The organism is Planococcus antarcticus DSM 14505 (genome assembly GCF_001687565.2).
GTDB lineage: Bacteria > Bacillota > Bacilli > Bacillales_A > Planococcaceae > Planococcus > Planococcus antarcticus.
Genome location: NZ_CP016534.2, coordinates 2,424,115 through 2,444,779 on the forward strand (window position 1 = coordinate 2,424,115; position 20,665 = coordinate 2,444,779).

The window sequence follows — 20,665 nt, forward strand, 5'->3', positions numbered from 1 at the left end:
GGCCGCTTCAGGCATGGCTCACACGATAAGCCGGGAAGAACACCCGTCTCATCGCTCCCCTAGCCCTTGGTCGCGCCGTCTCTTTTTGTGTAAATCGTCTTGAGTCGCGCTGTTGAAAGAAAGAAATCGCTTTCCAACTTGGTCCGAGTGAAGAAGCGATGGAAGAGCAGTTGATTTTTTCCTACCTAAACCTTTCTTTCTCAACATCTTTGAATAACGATCAGCAGGAAACCTTAATTCAACTTATCTAAAACACATCCAACGCAGAAACCAACATAGAAAAAAACCGACCAATTGGCCGGCTTTACAATGTTCCCTCTTTTAACTTTTCATGCCAATCGGCAAGCATCGGCATATCTTCTTCGCTAATAGCGCCTGTGCTCAATGCCTGTTCAACAAGTGCTGGAAAATCCGTCAGCGTATGGAACGTATAGCCTGCGCCTGTGATGGCTTCGATCGACTGTGGCAAATCATAAGTAAAGATGGCAACAATTCCGAGCACCTCAAAGCCGGCCGCGTCTAACGCTTGTGCTGCTTGTAAGACAGAGCCGCCTTTAGAAATCAAATCTTCTACAACCACTACTTTTTGACCTTTTTCGATTTTGCCTTCAATCATATTTGTTTGGCCATGTTCTTTTGCTTTCGAACGAACATAGACCATTGGCAAGTCGAGCAGATCGCTGACCCAAGCTGCATGCGGGATGCCTGCCGTTGCGGTACCGGCTACCACTTCGCACTCGGGATAATATTCGTTTATGGTTTCTGCTAGACTTGCAGCAATGTCTTTACGTACAGCTGGATAAGACATCGTCAAGCGGTTATCACAGTATATCGGCGATTTGACGCCTGACGCCCATATAAAGGGATCTTGCGGACGCAACTCGACCGCTCCAATGGATAATAAATGATTCGCTATTTCAGATTTCAAAATTCCCCACTCCATTCTGCTGCAATCTGTGCGTAACTTTCTGATGGGTTGTCAGCTTTTGTAATGGCTCGCCCGACGACAATATGACTAGAGCCTTTTTCGCGCGCTTGTGCTGGAGTCGCGACGCGTTTTTGATCATCAGCTGAAACCGCAGCCGGACGAATGCCAGGCGTGACACGCAGAAATTCTTGACCGCATGCATCTCCTATAGCCTCTGCTTCTAGCACCGAACAAACCACACCGTCCAACCCTGCATGCATGGCACGTTTCGCGTAATGCAACACAGACTCTTCAAGGCTGACATAAACCAATTGATCTTCATGCATCTCTTCTTCGCTGGTCGAAGTTAATTGCGTCACAGCAATAAGTTTCGCATCACTATCCGCTAATCCGCGTTTAGCTGCTTTCATCATTTCAAGTCCTCCTGCAGCATGAACATTGACCATGTCCACACCCAGTTTAGACAAGCCGCGCATAGCAGATTCGACGGTATTTGGAATGTCGTGCAGTTTCAAGTCCAAGAAGATTTCATGACCGAGCGATTTGATGTAACGAACCAGCTCTGGCCCTTCTTGAAAATAAAGCTCCATGCCTACTTTGACAAAAAGTGGCTCAGAAAACTGTGCTAAAAATTCTTCTACTTGCTGTTTTGATGCGAAATCTAAAGCGATAATGGGTTTATTCACAGACGATGGCTCCTTCCGACAAGTTGTTCTACTGAATCAAATCCAAGTTCATGCAACCGTTCGGGTAGTTGACCAATGATTTCTGGACAGACAAAAGGATTGACGAAATTGGCTGTGCCGACAGCTACAGCACTCGCACCAGCTGACAAAAAGTCGATGACATCATCTACATTGGTCACGCCGCCCATACCGATAATTGGCAGTTTCGTATGTTGGCTAACTTCGTAAACCATTCGTAAAGCAACTGGTTTAATAGCAGGGCCTGACAAGCCACCCGTAATATTGGCGATGATGGGACGTCCAGTTTTGGTATCCATGCGCATGCCGAGCAGCGTATTGATCATCGTGATGCCATCCGCTCCGCCTTCTTCGACCGCTTTAGCGATTGACACGATGTTGGTGACATTCGGTGACAATTTGATATAAACCGGTACTGAAGAAACTTCCTTTACGGCACGCGTCAACTCACGCGCGACATCGGGATCCGTTCCGAATGTGATGCCGCCTTGCTTGACGTTTGGACAAGAAATATTGATTTCCAGCGCACGAACGTTTGGTGCTTGTGAAATCGCTTTTGCGACTTCGACATAGTCTTCCATCGTCGTTCCAGCTACATTGGCAATAATTGGTACATCGTATTGTTCTAACCATGGCAACTCTTGACCGGTTACTTTTTCAAGGCCAGGGTTTTGTAAACCGATAGCGTTTAGCATGCCCGACGCTGTTTCTGCAACTCGCGGAGTCGGATTGCCAAGACGTGTTTCAACGGTCGTTGCTTTAATCATGATGGCGCCGAGCTGCGACAAGTCATACAACTGCGCATACTCTTTACCGAAACCAAAACAGCCGGAAGCCGGCATAATCGGGTTTTTTAAGTCAAGTCCTGGAAGTTTAACTGTTAAATCCGTCATGAAATCACCACTCCTGCTGGAAATACCGGTCCATCTGAACACACTTTGATGTAATCCGTTTCGCTTTTCGTTGTTCGGCAAACACAAGCAAAACATGCCCCGATGCCGCAGCCCATGCGTTGTTCATACGACAAGAATCCTTTTTTCTGCGGATATGCCCATTGCACCGCTTCAAGCATCGCAGTTGGCCCACAGCTATAATAGGTATCAAAATCTGTCGGTAACTCGTTGAGAATATGCGTCACAAAACCTTGTGTACCATGAGATCCATCAACCGTCGCAATGTGTGTATCACCAAGGTCGCGGAATTTGTCTTCGTAGAAAACCGCTTGTTTGCTTTCAAATCCAAGTATATGAACGGTTTCGATGCCACGTGCGTTTAACTGTTTGGCAAGTTCGTATAGAGGCGGAACACCGATTCCTCCACCAATCAAATACGCTTTTTTCTGTGCTTCTTCTACCGGAAAGCCGTGCCCGAGTGGCCCCAACACATCCAATGTATCACCAGGTCTTTTTTCAGCCAATAACTGTGTACCGCGACCTTCTGCCCGGTAAATCATCGTGAATTGTGAAGCTTCCAAATCAATGGAAGCTACTGAAATTGGGCGACGCAACAAAGGTTCAAAGCTATCTGCAACTCGGATATGGACGAATTGCCCTGGCTCTGCCATTTCATTGGCCAGTTCACCTTGTACAGTCAATTCAAAGATATGTTTGGCGATTTCCTGCTGCTTGATAATCTGCATGCGTTCTTGTTTGATCATATGCCTGCCCCCATTTCCTCCGCTGAGAAAGTCATTGATTCGATAACGCGTAACATCGCTTCTGCTGTATCCAGTGAAGTTAGACAAGGAATGCCGTTCTCAACCGATTCACGGCGGATACGGAAACCGTCACGTTCTGGTTGTTTGCCTTTTGTTAAGGTATTGATGACGATTTGCGTGTCGCCATTTTGAATCACATCGAGTAAAGTTTTGCCTTCAGAACCAATTTTACCGACCGGTGCAACGATGATTCCCGCTTCTTCGAAAGCTTTGGCTGTACCACCGGTCGCCATGATTTGATAACCGATTGCTTTAAAGCGTTTGGCTAACCCAATCGCTTCTTCTTTGTCTTTATCTGCGACTGTTAATAACACAGTACCGTGATCTTTCACTTCCATGCCCGCTGCTGCTAATCCTTTATACAAAGCTTTTTCAAGTGTCGTATCTTTGCCCATAACTTCTCCAGTAGATTTCATTTCTGGCCCGAGTGTAATATCAACACGGCGAAGCTTCGCAAAAGAGAAGACCGGTACTTTAACGAAGACACCTTTTGAAATCGGCGCAAGTCCTGGTGTAAAGCCTTGGTCGACGATGCTTTGCCCCAGAATTGCTTTTGTCGCGATATTGGCCATTGGGATTGATGTAATTTTACTCATGAATGGCACCGTCCGGCTTGACCGTGGATTGACTTCGATCACGAAGACTTCACCTTTAGAGATGACATACTGGATATTTAGCAGGCCGATGATGTTCAATCCTTTTGCCAGGCGCGTCGTGTAATCGACAAGTGTATCCAGTAATTCTGTTGAAATGTTTTGCGTTGGGTAAACCGCAATCGAGTCGCCTGAGTGAACTCCAGCACGTTCAATATGCTCCATAATTCCCGGAATCAAGACATGTTCACCGTCTGAGATGGCATCTACTTCGATTTCGATTCCGGTTAAGTAACGATCGACCAGCACCGGATGTTCCGGGCTTGCTTCTACCGCGTGTTCCATATAATATTTTAAGTCTTCTTCGTTGTAGACGATTTCCATTGCACGTCCACCAAGGACATACGAAGGACGAACCAGTACTGGGTAACCGATGTCCGTTGCGATGATGATAGCTTCATCTGAATTGACAGCGGTTTTTCCTAAAGGTTGTGGAATGCCGATTTCGTGCAAAGCTGCTTCGAATTTATTGCGATTTTCTGCTCTGTCTGTATCTTCTAATGAAGTTCCTAAAATTTTAACGCCGTTTTGTTCGAGTTTCTCAGCCAAGTTGATTGCTGTCTGTCCGCCGAATTGAACGACAACTCCTTTTGGTTGCTCGAGGTCGACAATGTGCATAACATCTTCGATCGTCAATGGTTCGAAATACAATTTATCGGAGATCGAGAAATCTGTTGAAACCGTTTCTGGATTGTTGTTGACGATAATCGCTTCGTAGCCTGCTTCTTTAATGGCCCATACAGAGTGTACCGTTGCATAGTCGAATTCAACGCCTTGACCGATGCGGATTGGACCTGAACCGAGAACGATGACTGATTCCTTGTCTGTTTTCACTGATTCGTTTTCATCTTCATACGTGCCGTAGAAATAAGGTGTCTCGGATTCAAACTCTGCCGCACACGTATCGACCATTTTGTAAACCGGTATTAATTTTTGTTCTTTGCGCCAGTTATACACTTGCTGTTCAGTAGTGTTCCAAAGTTTCGCGATTGTCCGGTCAGCAAAGCCTAAACGTTTTGCATGTTTCGCCGTCTCGTAATCAAATGGTGCATTTTTCAAATTTTCTTCGTACTTCACAATATTCTCGAACTTCTTCAAGAAGAATAAATCGATTTGGCTCCATTCATTGATGGTTTCAATTGTTACACCGCGGCGAAGTGCTTCACCGATAAAGAACAACCGCTCATCTCCTGCGCGGCAAATACGTTTTTGTATCCATTCGTCGCTCATGGCGTCGGCATTTTTTAACTCCAAGTGAAATTGCCCTGTCTCCAGTGACCGCACCGCTTTTAAAATCGATTCCTCGAATGTTCGGCCCATAGCCATTACTTCACCAGTCGCTTTCATCTGCGTTCCTAAATTGCGTTTGGCAGATTCGAATTTATCAAACGGCCAGCGTGGAATTTTCGTTACGACATAATCTAGTGCAGGCTCGAATGCGGCATACGTGCGTCCAGTGACCGGGTTCATCATTTCATCTAATGTCAAACCGACTGCAATTTTTGCTGCCAGTTTAGCGATTGGGTAGCCTGTCGCTTTTGATGCCAGTGCTGAAGAGCGGCTAACACGCGGATTTACTTCGATAATGTAGTAGTTAAAACTAAATGGATCTAATGCCAACTGAACGTTGCAGCCACCTTCGATTTTCAACGCGCGAATAATTTTTAGCGATACATTGCGCAGCATTTGGTATTCGCGGTCGGATAAAGTTTGACTTGGTGCAACAACGATTGAATCGCCTGTGTGGATACCGACTGGGTCGATGTTTTCCATGTTACAAACAACAATCGCCGTATCGTTTTTATCGCGCATTACTTCATACTCGATTTCTTTAAAGCCCGCAATTGATTTTTCTAGCAAACATTGTGTAACCGGGCTGTATTTTAAGCCACTCGCCACAATTTCTTTCAGCTGTTCGTAATTTTCGCAAATGCCTCCGCCCGTTCCGCCTAGTGTAAAAGCTGGACGAACGATAACCGGATAACCGATACGATTAACGAAATTTTCAGCCTCTGCCATATTATGAATAATATCCGAATCCGGAACCGGCTCGCCAAGTTCATTCATCAAGGTTCTGAACAAGTCGCGGTCTTCCGCTTTATGGATAGCTTCAAGCTTCGTGCCTAAGATTTCGATATTTAACTCGTCTAGAATGCCTGACTCATCAAGTTCGATTGCCATGTTCAATCCAGTTTGTCCGCCAAGTGTTGGAAGCAGTGCATCCGGACGCTCTTTGCGCAAGATGCGGCTGACGAATTCAAGTGTAATCGGCTCGATATAGACTTTATCTGCAATTTCAGTGTCTGTCATAATCGTCGCTGGATTCGAGTTGATCAAGATAACACGGTAACCTTCTTCTTTTAATGCTAGACATGCTTGTGTTCCTGCATAGTCAAACTCAGCTGCTTGTCCAATAACGATAGGTCCTGATCCGATTACCAGTATACTTTGAATATCTTGTCTTTTAGGCATGTTGTTGCTCCTTTCGAGTTGCGTTCATTACGTCGATAAAGCGGTCAAATAAGTAGTTTGAGTCTTCTGGTCCCGGTGACGATTCTGGATGGTACTGGACCGTGAAAGCCGGATAATCTAAATGAGCCAGTCCTTCGTTCGTTCCATCGTTTAATGCACTATGCGTCACTTTCAAGCGCGTTCCTTGCAATGTATCTTCATCTACAGCGTAGCCGTGATTCTGAGAAGTGATTTCAATTTTTCCGGTAACCAGATCACGGACTGGATGGTTGCCTCCGCGATGTCCGAACTTCAACTTGAAGGTATCTGCTCCGCATGCTCTAGCAAATAATTGGTGACCGAGACAGATACCGAAAACTGGAACTTGACCGAGCAGTTCGCGTACCACTTCTACACATTCCTCTACGTCTTTTGGATCTCCAGGGCCGTTTGATAGCATAACGCCGTCCGGTCCCCATGCAAGAATCTCTTTTGACGACGTGTTATAAGGAACAACAATCACGTCACAATCGCGGTTATTCAGTTCCCGCAAGATGCCGTGCTTCATGCCATAATCGATTAGTATGACACGTTTGCCGCGGCCTGGACTTGGATAAGGGCGTGCAGTTGAAACTTGCGCCACTTGATTTCTTGGCAGAACGGTTTCTTGAAGCATCTTCACTACTTCTTCTATTTGAACATCTTCGCCTGCTGCTGTTAAAACACCTTTGATGGCACCTTTTGCGCGGATTAAGCGAGTCAGTTTTCGCGTATCAATGCCTGATATTCCAGGAATGTCTTTCGTTTTGAATAATTCGTCCAAAGTCGAATTATTTCTGAAATTAGATGGGAACTCAGCAAGTTCACGAACCACCATTCCTTTAACTGCGGGTTCAATCGATTCGAAATCATCACTGTTGATGCCGTAGTTGCCGATCAATGGGTAGGTCATCGTTACAATTTGTCCGCAGTAAGAAGGATCCGATAAAATTTCCTGATAACCGGTCATACTGGTATTAAAAACGATTTCCCCGACAGAAGCACCGTCACTTCCGAATGCTGTTCCTTCAAATACCGTACCGTCTTGTAAAATTAAATAACGTTTCATCAATTTTTCTCCTCCTGCCATACGATTTCTCCACCGAAAATAGTCATTACCGGCCATCCTGTGCACTTCCAACCATCAAATGGTGTATTGCGACCTTTCGATAAAAATGTATTTACTTGGATTGCTTGTTCTTTTTCCAGATCCAGCAACACCAAATCTGCTGTTTGACCAGTTTCTATTTTGCCATATGGCAAGTTGAACGTTCTGCTCGGTTTAATCGTCAACCAGTCGATTAATTGTTGCAATGTCCATGTACCTGTTTCAACAAATTTGCTGTAAAGCAGTGGAAACGCCGTTTCAAAACCGACAATTCCAAACATCGAACCGTTCATGCCATTGGTTTTTTCTGCCGCTGTATGAGGAGCATGATCTGTTGCGATAAAGTCTAGTGTGCCATCAAGTAAGCCTTCGTGAAGTGCCTGCCAATCTTCTTTCGCACGCAGTGGCGGGTTCATTTTGTAGTTTGCATCGTCTGCTGGAATATCGTCTTCCATTAACAGCAAATGGTGAGGTGTTACTTCAGCCGTTACTCGAACTCCTGCACGTTTTGCGTCGCGAATGACGCGAACTGATTCTTTTGTGCTGACGTGGCAGACGTGATAATGTGCGCCTGCTGCTTCTGCAAGTAACATGTCGCGTGCAATATGCACCGATTCAGCAATCGAAGGAATGCCTTTTAATCCCAATTCTTTGCTGCGCTTACCTTCGTGCATAACACCGTCATAGATCAAGCTATTGTCTTCGCAATGCGCGACTACTGCCATGTCGATTTCCGCTGCTTCTTGCATCGTTTCGTACATCATTCCCGCTTCTTGAATGCCGACACCGTCATCCGTGAAAGCGAAAGCACCGTTTTCTTTTAGTTCCTGTAAGTTCGTGCGTTCTTTTCCTGCTTCTCTAATGGTGATCGAAGCATACGGCAAAACTCGGATAAGCGCATTTTTTTCAATCAATCCGTTGACTAGCTGCAGATTTTCTTTCGTATCCGGAACAGGACGCGTGTTCGGCATCGCACAAATTGTGGTGAATCCGCCTTTTGCTGCTGAATGTGTTCCGCTTTCGATTGTTTCTTTCTGCTCCCCCCCCGGTTCACGCAAATGCACGTGGATATCGACAAACCCTGGTGCGATCATTCGGCCTTTGCCGTCAATTTCTGTTTCATCTTTTACTGTCAAGTCTTTACCAATTTCATCGATCTTGCCGTTCACAATGCGGATATTGGTTGGTGACAATTCTCCATTTTGCAGCATGTTTACGTTTTTCATGAATAAATTCAAGTTAATCTCTCCCTTTCAATGCGTATTCAAGTACTGCCATCCGGATAAAAACTCCGTTTGCCATTTGTTTAAAAATTCGTGAGCGTTCGCATTCAACTAAGCAATCTGCAATTTCCACACCACGATTGATCGGCGCTGGATGCATGATGATGGCACCGTCTTTCATTTTCTTTTCTCGTTCAATCGTTAAGCCGTATTGCTCATGGTAGTTTTCTTTCGAGAAAAGAGCTGACACTGCGTGCCGTTCATGCTGCACTCGGAGCATCATGACGACATCCGTGTGTTCAATAAAATCATCTAAATGCTCTGAAGATTCATAGTCTCCGCTCCACTCCTCCGGGCACACAAAACTCACTTTCGCTCCTAATTGCTGGAGTGCCGCAGCATTTGATTTTGCCACACGGCTATGCGCAATGTCTCCGACGATGGTGACATGAATCTCTTCCACGCGTCCGAACTCTTGGTAGATTGTCAACAAGTCCAGCAGAGACTGCGTCGGATGCTGTCCTGAACCGTCTCCGCCGTTGATGACTGCGACGTTGCAGCCTTCAAGTTGCTGGTAATACGCTTCTTCTTCGTGGCGAATAATCACTGCACCCACACCGATTGCTTCCATCGTCTTAACGGTGTCATACAGCGTCTCTCCTTTTAAGATGCTGGAAAAGGCTGTTTCAAACGGCAGAACTGCTAGTCCCAATTTATGCTCAGCCATTTCAAAACTCATCTTCGTCCGTGTACTCGGTTCAAAAAACAGATTAACGACTGTGCCATCAATTGGTGCTTTTTCACCGCGCTGAAATTCTCCTGCACGATCCAGTAAGCTCATGATTGTGTCATTTTCTAAGTTGTTCATGGATAGTAAGTTCGGCAAAATCCTTCATCCTTTCATCTTTCAGACAAAAAAACACCTTCCCAGGGGCAGGAAGGTGTGAGGAAAAAAGGGCAGAGTCCACCCCAATCTTCAACCCTTTCCATGCCTCTCTGGACATTCATTAAAAGGTAATTATTCAGTTCCGTCGTCCAGTTATTTTTTATTTAAGCCTGGCAGTACCAGGTTTAAGATGACTCCGACGATAGCGGCGAGCGCCATTCCCTCGATCGAGAAGGATTCGCTGAATTCAAGTTTAGCCCCGCCGATGCCGATGACCAAGATGACTGAGGAAATAACCAAGTTGCGGTTGTTGCCAAAGTCGATGTTGTTGTCCACTAGCATGCGTAGTCCGGAAGAAGCAATGATGCCGAACAGCAGGATGGAAATTCCGCCGAGAACAGCCGTTGGAATCGTCTCGATGACGGCCATCAATTTGCCAAAGAAGGAAAATGCGATGGCGAACACTGCCGCTCCAAATATGACGTAAACTGAGAATACTTTCGTAATGGCCAGGACGCCGATGTTTTCACCGTATGTCGTCTTTGGCGGACCGCCGACCAGTGAAGAGATAAAGGTTCCGATACCGTCACCTAGTATTGAGCGGTGCAATCCCGGGTCTTTTATGTAATTTCGATTGACAATCTTGCCAAGTACCAATTGATGACCGATATGTTCAGAAATTGTAACGATGGCAATTGGGACCATGACGAACAACAGCGTCGGTGTTACTTGAAACGAATAATCCACTCCCGGAATTAGGAACTCCGGTACTGCAAACCAGCTCGCTTCTCCAATTGCTGTAAAGTCGATGATGCCGATGGTGGCCGAGTAGGCATAGCCTACGATGATGCCAATCAGGATCGGCATCAATGAAATGATGTTCTTGAAATAAATGTTGCAGATAATCGCTGTCAGTAAGGTTACAATAGCAGCTGAGAAATGGATCAAGCTGTATTCCGATCCGTTCCCTATTGGAATATTCATCGCCATATCCACCGCTGTACCCGATAAGGCAAGTCCGATAACAATGATAACCGGTCCCACCACAATCGGCGGCAGCAGCTTCATCAGCCATTGGTAGCCGGTCTTCCAGATAATCAAAGCGACGATGGCGTAGACCAATGAAACAAACATAGCGCCAATCATTGCCGAGCCAATACCACCGGTTTCAGTGGCAATCGTGATCGGCACGATAAAGGCGAATGAAGACCCCAGATATGCCGGTACTTTAAACTGTGTGATGAGGATAAAGATGATTGTTGCAATTCCACTTGTTAGCAATGCGATAGCTGGGCTCAATCCGACTAGTTGAGGCACTAGAATTGTCGCTCCAAACATTGCAAACATATGCTGTAAGCTTAGCGAGATCCATTGTCCTGTTTTTGGTTTATCTTGTACGTCTAAAATTGCTCCGCTCAATTTCCATTCTCCTTTGTTTCCGACTCTTTATTCGTGAATGGCAACGCGGTCCACTTGATCGCTTTCAACCATTTGAACAATGATTCGTTCATCACTTGAAGTTGGAATGTTTTTTCCGACAAAATCTGCGCGTATTGGCAATTCGCGATGTCCTCGGTCAATCAATACTGCTAGTTGAATTTGTGCCGGTCGTCCTAGGTCCATAACGGCATCCATAGCTGCGCGCACAGTGCGTCCTGTATAGAGCACATCATCTACTAAGATGACTTTTTTATCGAGTATGCTGTGTTCAATGTCGACTTGCTGCACTAACGGTTCTTGGTTTTTTGTTTTGATGCTCAAGTCATCTCTGTAAAGCGTAATATCAAGTTCGCCTTTCATGATTGGGCGCCCTTCGATTTTTTCGATTTTTTCAGCCAGTCGCTTAGCGATAAACGCGCCGCGCGTTTTAATGCCGACTAATATACAATCATCGATGCCTTTATTGCGTTCGATGATTTCATGTGCAATACGCGTTATCGCTCGGCTAATTGCCTGTTCGTCTAGAATATCTGCTTTTTCCACCATGAGATCCGCTCCTTTTTTGCAAATAAAAAACCTCTTGCCTGAGAGGCAAGAGGATAGATGCGCAGAAAATTCAACACGGAAGACAGACTTCCGGCTTGCGTAAATACCTTTTCAGCCTCTCTGGACTGTTTTTAAAGGTGTTCATTATTCGATTCGTTTTTTTAAGTATAAAGAAAGAAGATCCCTTTTGTCAATCCTTGTCGCGAAGAGATTCTAGAAGTTCTGAAAATTCAGCTGGTGGCTCTGCAGAAAACTCCATGTATTCATTGGTTTTCGGATGAACAAATCCGATGACTTCCGCGTGAAGAGCTTGGCCACCAACATCCATTGTTTTCTTCGGTCCATACTTTGGATCTCCAACAAGCGGATAACCAATGTATTTCATGTGAACACGGATTTGATGAGTTCTGCCTGTTTCCAAGCGGCATTCTACTAATGTGAAATCACCAAAACGTTCCAATACTCGGAAATGTGTTACGGCATGCTTTCCTTTATCCACAATTGCCATATTCTGGCGTTCTTTTGGATCGCGCGCTATCGGTGCCTGAATTGTTCCTTTATCATGAGGAATGTGACCATGTACCAATGCTACGTATTTGCGGGTAACGGTCTTTTTCACTAATTGATCAACTAATGAAGTATGAGCAACGTCATTTTTCGCTACCATTAACAAGCCAGATGTATCTTTGTCGATTCGATGAACAATTCCAGGACGCACAACGCCATTGATTCCTGAAAGATCTGTACAGTGATGCATCAAGCCATTTACCAACGTTCCATCGGCGTGTCCTGGAGCCGGATGAACAACCATCCCTTTTGGTTTATTAACGACGAGTACGTCTTCGTCTTCATAGACAATCTCCAAATTCAAGTCCTCTGGCACTACATCCAGCTCTTCAAGCTCTGGAGGCGTAACAATAATGATATCCTGTAACCGTACTTTGTAATTTGGTTTTACGATAATGCCGTTGACTTTTACTGCGCCTTCTTTGACCCAGTTGGCGATCTGCGAGCGTGACCAATCTTCATCTATCGATGACACGGCTTTATCTACTCGTTCGCCTGCCATTTCTTCTGTAATTTCAATTGTTAAATCTTCCATCATTAAGACACCTTTTTCTTTTGTTGTTTTTCGTCATAAATAATAAAGATAATCATCAACACAACACCGATTGTTAAAGCAGCATCTGCAACATTAAATATCGGAAAATCGTATTTGATCACCGGAATCAGCACATCGACAAAATCGACGACTTCTCCGCGCAGCATCCGATCGATAAAATTGCCAACAGCTCCACCTAAGAGAACCATCAGGCTTAGCTGAAACAAAGGCTGTCCTTGTGCATGTTTATGAAAATAGTAAAGAATTCCGGTGATGACCGCCACGGTAATGATGGCAAACAACCACATCTGCCCCTCAAGCATTCCCCACGCAGCCCCGCGGTTACGGTGCGACAGCCAGCCGAGGTAAGGATCAATTACCGAAATCCGTTCACCCAGTTCCATATTTTTCAGGACCAGCCATTTGGTCCATTGGTCTACTGCAATTATCACTAATGCGATTCCATAATAAATAAACATCCATATCCTCCGTCAATTCATCAGTCAATCTATTTTAACACAATGTTGAGGAAAAAAGTAAAGGTCTGAAAAACCGGATACCCGGTTCTCCAGACCTCTTCTGTTTATTAATCTATGGTTTTGCTTAAGCGTACTGCGTTTCTACAACACTTGCGCAGCGAGGGCATAGGGCTGGATGTGCTTTGCTTTGGCCAATTTCTTCAGAAATTGTCCAGCAACGTTGACATTTTTCGCCTTCAGCTTTTTCGACTGTTACAGAAACTTCATTTAGTTGAACAGCATGTTCCGGAGCATTATCTTGTGTACCGCCGTATTCATATTTCGATACGATAAACAATTGAGCAAGATTTTCATCAATTGAAGCCAGTAATGTCGCAAGTTCTTCATTGCCGTAAACGGTCACTTTCGCTTCCAGAGATTTACCGATTGTTTTAGCTGCACGTGCTTCTTCTAATGCTTTCAACACATCGTCGCGAACGTCCATAAAGCGGCTCCACTTTTCATCAAGCCCTTCAAATGCCGCATTCGAAACAGCTTCTGGGAAGTCAGTCAATTGAACACTTTCTTCTTCTACAAAGCTCAAGTAAGACCATAGTTCATCCGCTGTATGAGGAATGATTGGTGCAGACAATTTCAAAATTGCCATCAACGAATCAAACATAACCGTTTGCATGGCACGACGGTGAGGATGATCTGCACTTTCGATATAGACAACATCTTTCGCTACGTCTAAGTAGAACGAGCTTAGATCGTTAGCACAGTAATTGTTCAAGGCGTGATAGATTGTCGAGAATTCGTATGTTTCATACGATTTCCGTACTGTTTCTACCATTTTTTGCAATTTCATCACCATGTATTGATCCATTTCACGCATGTCTTCAAATGCAACGCGGTGCTCTTTTTCGCTAAAGTCAGCTAAATTTCCGTGAAGGAATTTCAGCGTGTTGCGGATTTTCCGGTAAACTTCTGAAACTTGCTTGAAGTTTTCATCAGAAACACGAACATCTGCCGTATAATCTACAGAAGCAACCCAAAGACGCAGAATATCCGCTCCCATTTGGTTCATTACTTTTGACGGTACAATGACATTCCCAAGCGATTTACTCATTTTACGGCCATTGCCATCCAGAGTAAAACCATGGCTCAAGATGCCTTTATACGGTGCGATGCCATTGATAGCGACACTTGTCGTTAGTGAAGAGTTGAACCAGCCGCGGTATTGGTCAGATCCTTCAAGATAAAGATCTGCTGGATACTGCAAGTCTTCACGCTCTACAAGAACACCTTGGTGGGACGATCCAGAATCAAACCAAACATCCATGATATCCGTTTCTCTAGTGAACAAGCCGTTCGGGCTGCTTGGATGAGTAAATCCTGGCGGTAATAATTCTGCGGCCGAACGCTCAAACCAAATGTTCGATCCGTTTTCACGGAACAAATCAGCAATATGGGCAATCGTTTCTTCTGTGATGATCGGATCGCCATTTTCAGCATAGAATACTGGAATCGGAACGCCCCATACACGTTGGCGCGAGATATTCCAATCGCCACGGTCGCGCAGCATATTGTAAAGACGCGTTTCGCCCCATGCTGGAGTGAACGAAGTTTCTCTGATAGCTTTTAGGATTTGGTCACGGAACGCATCAATCGATACAAACCATTGAGCCGTTGCACGATAGATTACCGGCTTTTTCGTCCGCCAGTCATGTGGGTACGAGTGTGTGATAAAAGAAAGTTTCTCAAGAGCGCCAGCATTATCCAACGCTTCCGTGATGGATTTGTTGGCTTTGTCGTAGAATTCGCCTTCAAATCCAGGCGCTTCATCTGTCATAACTCCGCGCTCATCAACTGGACAAAGAACATCCAATCCGTATTTCTTGCCGATTAAGAAGTCATCTTCCCCGTGGCCAGGAGCTGTATGGACACAGCCTGTACCCGAATCTGTTGTAACATGTTCTCCAAGCATCACCAGTGAAGCGCGGTCGTATAATGGATGTTTTGTCAGGATATGTTCCAATTCAGCTCCTTGTAATACGCGAATAACTTCGTAGTCTGTCCATTCCAATTCTTCGGCGACTTCTTTTAATAGCTCTTGTGCGACGATATAAAGAGAGCCATTTACGGAAACTTCCGCGTAATTCAATTTGGCATGCACAGAAATCCCAAGGTTTGCTGGGATTGTCCACGGTGTTGTTGTCCAGATTACTAATTTTGTACCTTCCGCTAATACACCTTTACCGTCAGTAACAGGGAAAGACACGTAAATCGAAGGAGATTTTTTATCGTGATACTCAATTTCTGCTTCAGCAAGTGATGATTCACTTGACGGGGACCAATAAACGGGTTTTAATCCTTTATAGATATAGCCTTTATTGGCCATTTTACCGAACACTTCAATTTGACGCGCTTCGTATGCCGGTTTTAATGTGACGTAAGGATTGTCCCAATCACCGCGTACACCGATGCGTTTGAACTGAGAACGCTGACTATCGATTTGTTGATACGCATATTCTTCGCATAGCTTACGGAATTCCGCTAACGACATTTCTTTACGGTTAACGCCTTTGTTTGTTAACGCTTGTTCAATCGGCAATCCGTGCGTATCCCAGCCTGGAACATATGGCGCATGAAAGCCCATCATAGAACGAGAACGGACGACCATATCTTTTAATACTTTGTTTAACGCATGACCCATATGCAAATCGCCGTTCGCATAGGGAGGTCCATCGTGAAGAATAAAGAAAGGACGGTCTTTCGTCCGGTCTAATACTTTTTTGTAAATGTCCATCTCTTCCCACTTTTGTTGCATTTCCGGTTCCCGGTTTGGCAAATTGCCGCGCATTGGAAAATCGGTTTTCGGCATTAATAACGTATCTTTGTATTCCATTTCTATTCCTCCTGTAGGCATAATAAAAAGCCCTCATCCCTGGAAAGGGACGAGAAGCTTTGACTCGCGGTACCACCCTTGTTGCAGCTAGATGGCTGCCACTCGATCACCGTAACGTGGCGTAGACGAAATTGGGTACTGTCGTTCACCAATTCTGCTCAAGAGTGATTTTCATCCATGCGTCCGTATCAGGCTTTCACTATCCCTGATTCGCTAAATCGTCCTTGCATAGCCTACTGTCTCTATCAGCGCGTTTTTTTGTATGTCGTAATTATAGAAGTAGAAAGTCTCAGAGTCAAGAGTTCGACTCTTCTTTGTCCTTCTCGATTTTCTCTAAGTTCTGAGTATCGATATCGTATTCTAATAAGGTTTCCCAATCATCTGTTTCGATCAAATCCAATTGGGCTTCGACTAGCATTTTAAAGCGATTTTTGAAAATACGTGATTGCTTTTTCAACTCTTCAATTTCTGTCGCGATGCGGCGTGCTTTAGTCAACGACTCATTGACGATGCGGTCCGCATTCTTCTCTGCTTCCTTGATAATCAATTCGGCTTCTTTCTGCGAGTTGCGACGCACTTCTTCTGAAGCTTCTTGGGCCACAAAAATCGATTTTTGTAATGTCGATTCAATTGTATTGAAATGACCAACCCGCTCATCGGTAGTACGCAAACGTTCTTCAAGTGTTGACTTATCTTTCAGTAGGATTTCATAATCTCTCATAACTTGTTCCAGGAATTCATTTACTTCATCTTCCTGATATCCTCGGAATGCTCGGCTGAATTCTTTGTTATGTATATCTAACGGGGATAATGGCATTGAGTAAACCTCTCCTTAACTTGTCATCTTATCTTTCTATTATACAGTTCATGACATTAAATTTCAGTATTATTTTGCATTTTCTCAAAGCTGCCTAGTTTTTAGCTTCCAGGCGGCCAACCTGCAATCGTACTTTGTCCTTTTTAGTGCGGCCTTCGATCATAATCAACCGCACACGTCCGTAGCCTCTTGAAGAAATCATATCCGATTCGTGCAGTTCGAATGATGGCTGCTCCTGGAGAGTCCAGTTGACTTTTACTTTTCCTCCATGAATCAGTGCAGACGCTTTCTGGCGGGAAATATTATAGACCGAACTCATAACCGTATCCAGTCGCATCGAGCTGACCGTATACGATTCTTCTGTCCATTCTTCGCTCGTATCGATCAATTGCTCTATTTCTGTTACTTCATTTAATTGAATTTTCACCTTCGCAGCGCTGATAAAATTACTTTCCAGATACGGACTGATTTCATTCATAACAGCGAGTTGGACACGTTCATTGTCGATACGGATATCTCCGAATTTGCTGCGATCGAGCCCGAGTGACATCAATGATCCTAAAATATCTGGATGGCGCAAATTGACAAATTTTGACGGATATTTCAATTCAAAAACTGTAATACTGAAATCTTCTTGTTGCGGTTCAAAATAAGAAGGATACAGCAATACCCGCTGTCTTTCTGCATTTTTAAAAACCCCCGAAGACATCATTTCCACATCACTCGATCCCATCACGGCCTCGACGATAAAACGCTGGCGAGGATCCAGAAAGTCAGTTAGCTTTGGTGAATAACGATCTTCCACTTCACGAAGCCATCCTGATACCTGTTCGATAAACTGCTGCTCTTCTTTTCTGAAATGTTGAAATATCTCTTCCATGCAAATGCTCCTTCACGTTTGATCCGTTTTTCAAGAGAAAAACCTCACGTGACGTGAGGTTTTGAATTAAATGAGGTAACCAGCCAGTACAAGAATACCTTGGCTTGCTAAACTTAAAGTGAAAATCGCAACAATCGGTGAAATGTCGATCATGCCGATTGGCGGAATAAAGCGTCTGAATATATCCAAATACGGATCCGTGATTTTGGAAATCATTTGGCCGAATCCCGATTCCTTGATGCTTGGCACCCAACTCATGAAGACGCTGACAATCAGGATATAGAAATAGATGTTAATTGCCGAAAGCAATAAATCCACAAATACTGTCATATTATTTTAAGGCACCTCTCTTATTGTTGATCATCGTAATAATAATCTGAAATAGCGCCATCCACTTCTACAGTGTCTGGTACACACAGGAAGATGTCAGTTCCGATGCGTTGAATATCTCCGCCAAGGGCATAAACTGTTCCACTTAAAAAGTCGATGATTCGAAGACCCTGATCTTTTTCGATACGCTGCAGATTGACAACTACAGCTTGCTTGCTTTTCAAGCTTTCTGCAATATCCTGTGCTTCAGCATAAACTCTTGGTTCTGCCAAGCTGACTTTTGAAGATTTTGAAGCACTCTGCAAACTGACTAAATTAGGCACAATGGTCTCCTCCACTTTCTGGCGCCGTTCTTTCGGTACTTTTTTCGGCTCTTGCATTGCAGCCGGTTTTTCATACCGCGGTGCTGGCTTTTGTTGTGTTGCAGATTGTTCCTGCGCTTGTTCTTCTTCGTACTCATCTAAATAAAAGAAATTTTTGAATTTATTTTTCACACTCATCGCTTTGCCTCACTTTCTGCCCCCACCAACGCTGTTCCAATCCGGACGAAACTTGCCCCTTCCTGAGCAGCAATTAAGTAATCATTGGACATGCCCATGGAGCATTCTGTGCATGGTGCATGGGTCCATTGTTTTTCTGACACTTGGAGTTGGAGTGATTTTAATCCTTTAAATGCCTCGCGAATAGCAAGCTCATCCGTCGTATTCGGCGCCATCGTCATTAACCCAACTACCTGGATTTTGTCATAAATCTCAAGTGATTTGATGAAATCAATTGTTTCGTTAGGTGCAATCCCGCTTTTTGACTCTTCGCCAGAAACATTCACCTGAACAAAACACTTGACTTGGTTGCTTGCCCGTTTTTGGATTTCTTTCGCCAAGCTCGAGCGGTCCAAGGAATGTAGATAATCAATTTCATTGATGACGTCTTTTACTTTTCTAGTTTGCAGATTGCCAATATAATGCCAAGACACACTTTCATCTATTGCTTCAAGTTTTTGCGATAATCCTTCAGGACGATTTTCACCTAAATGACAAATTCCCGCTCGGATCGCTTCCTTCGTGCGTTCCACGCCTACTTGTTTTGTAACTGCAATAATTTGTATGCCGTGCTTAACGGCGTTTAGCTGTTCGCTTATTTCTTCAAAGACTGGTTTCATAGGTTTCATACATTCACAACTTTTCTATAGGTGGTCAATCTATTATAACAAGATTTGGCTGATTTATCAATTAAGCCTGACACCAAAAAAACAGCTGCCCAACCGGCAGCTGTTTGGATTAACGTCTCTTTTGACGATTGCGTAAAAATGTTGGAATATCCAATGCGTCATCGTTATTTTTTTCCTGTCTTTGCGGTTCTTGATTGTAATAAGGAGGCTGTTCTTCACGGCGCTGCTCGTCGCGGCGTTGATCTTCACGACGAGCATCACGGATTGAAGGAGCCGGAGACTGTTGCTGAATCGATTGTACGCGACTTGAATTTAATCCGGATCCTCTTGGCGTTCTTGGTTGCAACTGCTCTTCATTAAAACCAGTAGCAATAACCGTCACAATGATTTCATCTTTCAAATTATCGTTGATAACAGAACCGAAAATCATATTTACTTCTTCGTCAGAAGCTGAAGCTACAATATCAGCTGCTTCTTGTACTTCATATAGGCTAAGGTTCGATCCCCCCGTAATATTCATCAGGACGCCTTTTGCACCATCAACAGAAACTTCAAGCAACGGGCTAGAAACAGCTTTTTTAGCAGCTTCTGAAGCACGATTTTCTCCTGAAGATACTCCGATTCCCATTAATGCAGAACCTTTGTTGGACATAATTGTTTTTACATCGGCAAAATCCAAGTTGATCAGTCCGGGAACGGCGATCAAATCGGAAATACCAGATACTCCTTGGCGAAGCACGTTGTCCGCTTCACGGAATGCTTCAAGCATTGGTGTATTTTTGTCGACGATTTCAAGAAGTCGATCATTCGGGATGACGATTAATGTATCAACAGATTCTTTCATAGTAGAAATCCCGCCGATTGCTTGTGTTGAACGTTTACGGCCCTCGAAAGTAAATGGACGTGTTACAACACCAACAGTTAACGCACCAAGTTCTTTGGCAATCCCGGCAATAACAGGTGCTGCTCCAGTACCCGTTCCGCCGCCCATACCTGCTGTTACGAAAACCATGTCGGCTCCGCGCAAAGCTTCTTCGATTTGTTCTTTGCTTTCTTCTGCTGCTTTTTTACCTACATCAGGATTAGCTCCAGCACCAAGTCCGCGCGTTAATTTCCCGCCGATTTGAAGGCGTACTTCTGCTTTTGAAAGGTTCAAAGCTTGTGCATCCGTGTTTACTGCAATAAATTCTACACCTTGAACTCCATGCTCGATCATGCGGTTTACAGCGTTATTACCGCCACCACCTACACCGATAACTTTAATTACGGCCAGTGCGTCAATATTTGTATCAAATTCCAACATTCTT

The 20,665-nt window shown here is 44.4% G+C and carries 19 protein-coding genes and 1 other annotated feature; all 19 genes read right to left on the bottom strand.

The genetic code is table 11. The features are described 5' to 3' along the window. Nucleotides 1-304 precede the first annotated feature (304 nt). Nucleotides 305-928 (bottom strand): orotate phosphoribosyltransferase, encoded by a 624-nt coding sequence (gene pyrE / locus BBH88_RS12155; RefSeq protein ID WP_006828810.1) that lies wholly within the window; start codon nt 926-928, stop codon nt 305-307. Further along, nucleotides 925-1,614, bottom strand: a complete 690-nt coding sequence (pyrF, locus tag BBH88_RS12160) for an orotidine-5'-phosphate decarboxylase (RefSeq protein WP_006828811.1) — start codon at nt 1,612-1,614, stop codon at nt 925-927. Before pyrF ends, pyrE begins: the two co-directional genes overlap by 4 nt. Next, nucleotides 1,611-2,525: a dihydroorotate dehydrogenase gene (locus tag BBH88_RS12165; protein WP_006828812.1), complete on the bottom strand. Its 915-nt coding sequence runs from the start codon at nt 2,523-2,525 to the stop codon at nt 1,611-1,613. Before BBH88_RS12165 ends, pyrF begins: the two co-directional genes overlap by 4 nt. After that, entirely contained in the window at nt 2,522-3,289 is a 768-nt protein-coding gene (locus BBH88_RS12170) for a dihydroorotate dehydrogenase electron transfer subunit (RefSeq protein ID WP_006828813.1), read from the bottom strand. Before BBH88_RS12170 ends, BBH88_RS12165 begins: the two co-directional genes overlap by 4 nt. Further along, nucleotides 3,286-6,474: a carbamoyl-phosphate synthase large subunit gene (gene carB, locus BBH88_RS12175; protein WP_006828814.1), complete on the bottom strand. Its 3,189-nt coding sequence runs from the start codon at nt 6,472-6,474 to the stop codon at nt 3,286-3,288. Before carB ends, BBH88_RS12170 begins: the two co-directional genes overlap by 4 nt. Then, a complete protein-coding gene (locus BBH88_RS12180; RefSeq protein WP_006828815.1) occupies nt 6,467-7,564 on the bottom strand; it encodes a carbamoyl phosphate synthase small subunit in 1,098 nt (365 codons plus the stop codon). Before BBH88_RS12180 ends, carB begins: the two co-directional genes overlap by 8 nt. Further along, nucleotides 7,561-8,838, bottom strand: a complete 1,278-nt coding sequence (locus BBH88_RS12185; protein WP_006828816.1) for a dihydroorotase — start codon at nt 8,836-8,838, stop codon at nt 7,561-7,563. Before BBH88_RS12185 ends, BBH88_RS12180 begins: the two co-directional genes overlap by 4 nt. A gap of 1 nt (nt 8,839) precedes the next feature. Beyond that, nucleotides 8,840-9,709, bottom strand: coding sequence for an aspartate carbamoyltransferase catalytic subunit (locus BBH88_RS12190; RefSeq protein WP_065536750.1), 870 nt, complete (start codon nt 9,707-9,709; stop codon nt 8,840-8,842). A gap of 153 nt (nt 9,710-9,862) precedes the next feature. Then, the gene (locus BBH88_RS12195; RefSeq protein ID WP_065536749.1) at nt 9,863-11,128 is read right to left on the bottom strand and encodes a solute carrier family 23 protein; all 1,266 of its coding nucleotides are present in this window, start codon (nt 11,126-11,128) and stop codon (nt 9,863-9,865) included. A 27-nt stretch (nt 11,129-11,155) separates the two neighbouring features. Next, the gene (gene pyrR / locus BBH88_RS12200; RefSeq protein WP_269147298.1) at nt 11,156-11,692 is read right to left on the bottom strand and encodes a bifunctional pyr operon transcriptional regulator/uracil phosphoribosyltransferase PyrR; all 537 of its coding nucleotides are present in this window, start codon (nt 11,690-11,692) and stop codon (nt 11,156-11,158) included. A gap of 193 nt (nt 11,693-11,885) precedes the next feature. Continuing rightward, a complete protein-coding gene (locus BBH88_RS12205; RefSeq protein ID WP_006828820.1) occupies nt 11,886-12,797 on the bottom strand; it encodes an RluA family pseudouridine synthase in 912 nt (303 codons plus the stop codon). Nucleotides 12,798-12,799: 2 nt separating this feature from the next. Further along, a complete protein-coding gene (lspA, locus tag BBH88_RS12210; RefSeq protein WP_006828821.1) occupies nt 12,800-13,276 on the bottom strand; it encodes a signal peptidase II in 477 nt (158 codons plus the stop codon). A 124-nt stretch (nt 13,277-13,400) separates the two neighbouring features. Further along, the gene (gene ileS / locus BBH88_RS12215) at nt 13,401-16,163 is read right to left on the bottom strand and encodes an isoleucine--tRNA ligase (RefSeq protein ID WP_006828822.1); all 2,763 of its coding nucleotides are present in this window, start codon (nt 16,161-16,163) and stop codon (nt 13,401-13,403) included. 42 nt (nt 16,164-16,205) lie between these two features. After that, nucleotides 16,206-16,421: a binding site (T-box leader), on the bottom strand. Nucleotides 16,422-16,458: 37 nt separating this feature from the next. Next, complete coding sequence (locus BBH88_RS12220) at nt 16,459-16,980, bottom strand: DivIVA domain-containing protein (protein WP_006828823.1); 522 nt, start codon at nt 16,978-16,980, stop codon at nt 16,459-16,461. Between the two features lie 94 nt (nt 16,981-17,074). Further along, a complete protein-coding gene (locus BBH88_RS12225) occupies nt 17,075-17,860 on the bottom strand; it encodes a YlmH family RNA-binding protein (RefSeq protein ID WP_006828824.1) in 786 nt (261 codons plus the stop codon). A 66-nt stretch (nt 17,861-17,926) separates the two neighbouring features. Next, the gene (locus tag BBH88_RS12230; RefSeq protein ID WP_006828825.1) at nt 17,927-18,190 is read right to left on the bottom strand and encodes a YggT family protein; all 264 of its coding nucleotides are present in this window, start codon (nt 18,188-18,190) and stop codon (nt 17,927-17,929) included. Between the two features lie 20 nt (nt 18,191-18,210). Beyond that, nucleotides 18,211-18,690 carry a cell division protein SepF gene (locus BBH88_RS12235; protein WP_006828826.1) on the bottom strand — a complete coding sequence of 160 codons (480 nt, stop codon included), beginning with the start codon at nt 18,688-18,690 and terminating at the stop codon, nt 18,211-18,213. After that, nucleotides 18,687-19,358 carry a YggS family pyridoxal phosphate-dependent enzyme gene (locus tag BBH88_RS12240; RefSeq protein WP_006828827.1) on the bottom strand — a complete coding sequence of 224 codons (672 nt, stop codon included), beginning with the start codon at nt 19,356-19,358 and terminating at the stop codon, nt 18,687-18,689. The genes BBH88_RS12235 and BBH88_RS12240 overlap by 4 nt, the downstream gene beginning before the upstream one ends. Nucleotides 19,359-19,467: 109 nt before the next feature. Beyond that, nucleotides 19,468-20,661, bottom strand: coding sequence for a cell division protein FtsZ (gene ftsZ / locus BBH88_RS12245; protein ID WP_006828828.1), 1,194 nt, complete (start codon nt 20,659-20,661; stop codon nt 19,468-19,470). Nucleotides 20,662-20,665 lie beyond the last annotated feature (4 nt).

What these genes read in the sequence shown, in the direction of transcription:
- BBH88_RS12165 (WP_006828812.1), bottom strand. Translation starts at nt 2,525, where the DNA reads ATGACGGATTTAACAGTTAAACTTCCAGGACTTGACTTAAAAAACCCG.
- BBH88_RS12170 (WP_006828813.1), bottom strand. Translation starts at nt 3,289, where the DNA reads ATGATCAAACAAGAACGCATGCAGATTATCAAGCAGCAGGAAATCGCC.
- carB (WP_006828814.1), bottom strand. Translation starts at nt 6,474, where the DNA reads ATGCCTAAAAGACAAGATATTCAAAGTATACTGGTAATCGGATCAGGA.
- BBH88_RS12205 (WP_006828820.1), bottom strand. Translation starts at nt 12,797, where the DNA reads ATGGAAGATTTAACAATTGAAATTACAGAAGAAATGGCAGGCGAACGA.
- lspA (WP_006828821.1), bottom strand. Translation starts at nt 13,276, where the DNA reads ATGTTTATTTATTATGGAATCGCATTAGTGATAATTGCAGTAGACCAA.
- ileS (WP_006828822.1), bottom strand. Translation starts at nt 16,163, where the DNA reads ATGGAATACAAAGATACGTTATTAATGCCGAAAACCGATTTTCCAATG.
- BBH88_RS12220 (WP_006828823.1), bottom strand. Translation starts at nt 16,980, where the DNA reads ATGCCATTATCCCCGTTAGATATACATAACAAAGAATTCAGCCGAGCA.
- BBH88_RS12225 (WP_006828824.1), bottom strand. Translation starts at nt 17,860, where the DNA reads ATGGAAGAGATATTTCAACATTTCAGAAAAGAAGAGCAGCAGTTTATC.
- BBH88_RS12230 (WP_006828825.1), bottom strand. Translation starts at nt 18,190, where the DNA reads ATGACAGTATTTGTGGATTTATTGCTTTCGGCAATTAACATCTATTTC.
- BBH88_RS12235 (WP_006828826.1), bottom strand. Translation starts at nt 18,690, where the DNA reads ATGAGTGTGAAAAATAAATTCAAAAATTTCTTTTATTTAGATGAGTAC.
- BBH88_RS12240 (WP_006828827.1), bottom strand. Translation starts at nt 19,358, where the DNA reads ATGAAACCTATGAAACCAGTCTTTGAAGAAATAAGCGAACAGCTAAAC.
- ftsZ (WP_006828828.1), bottom strand. Translation starts at nt 20,661, where the DNA reads ATGTTGGAATTTGATACAAATATTGACGCACTGGCCGTAATTAAAGTT.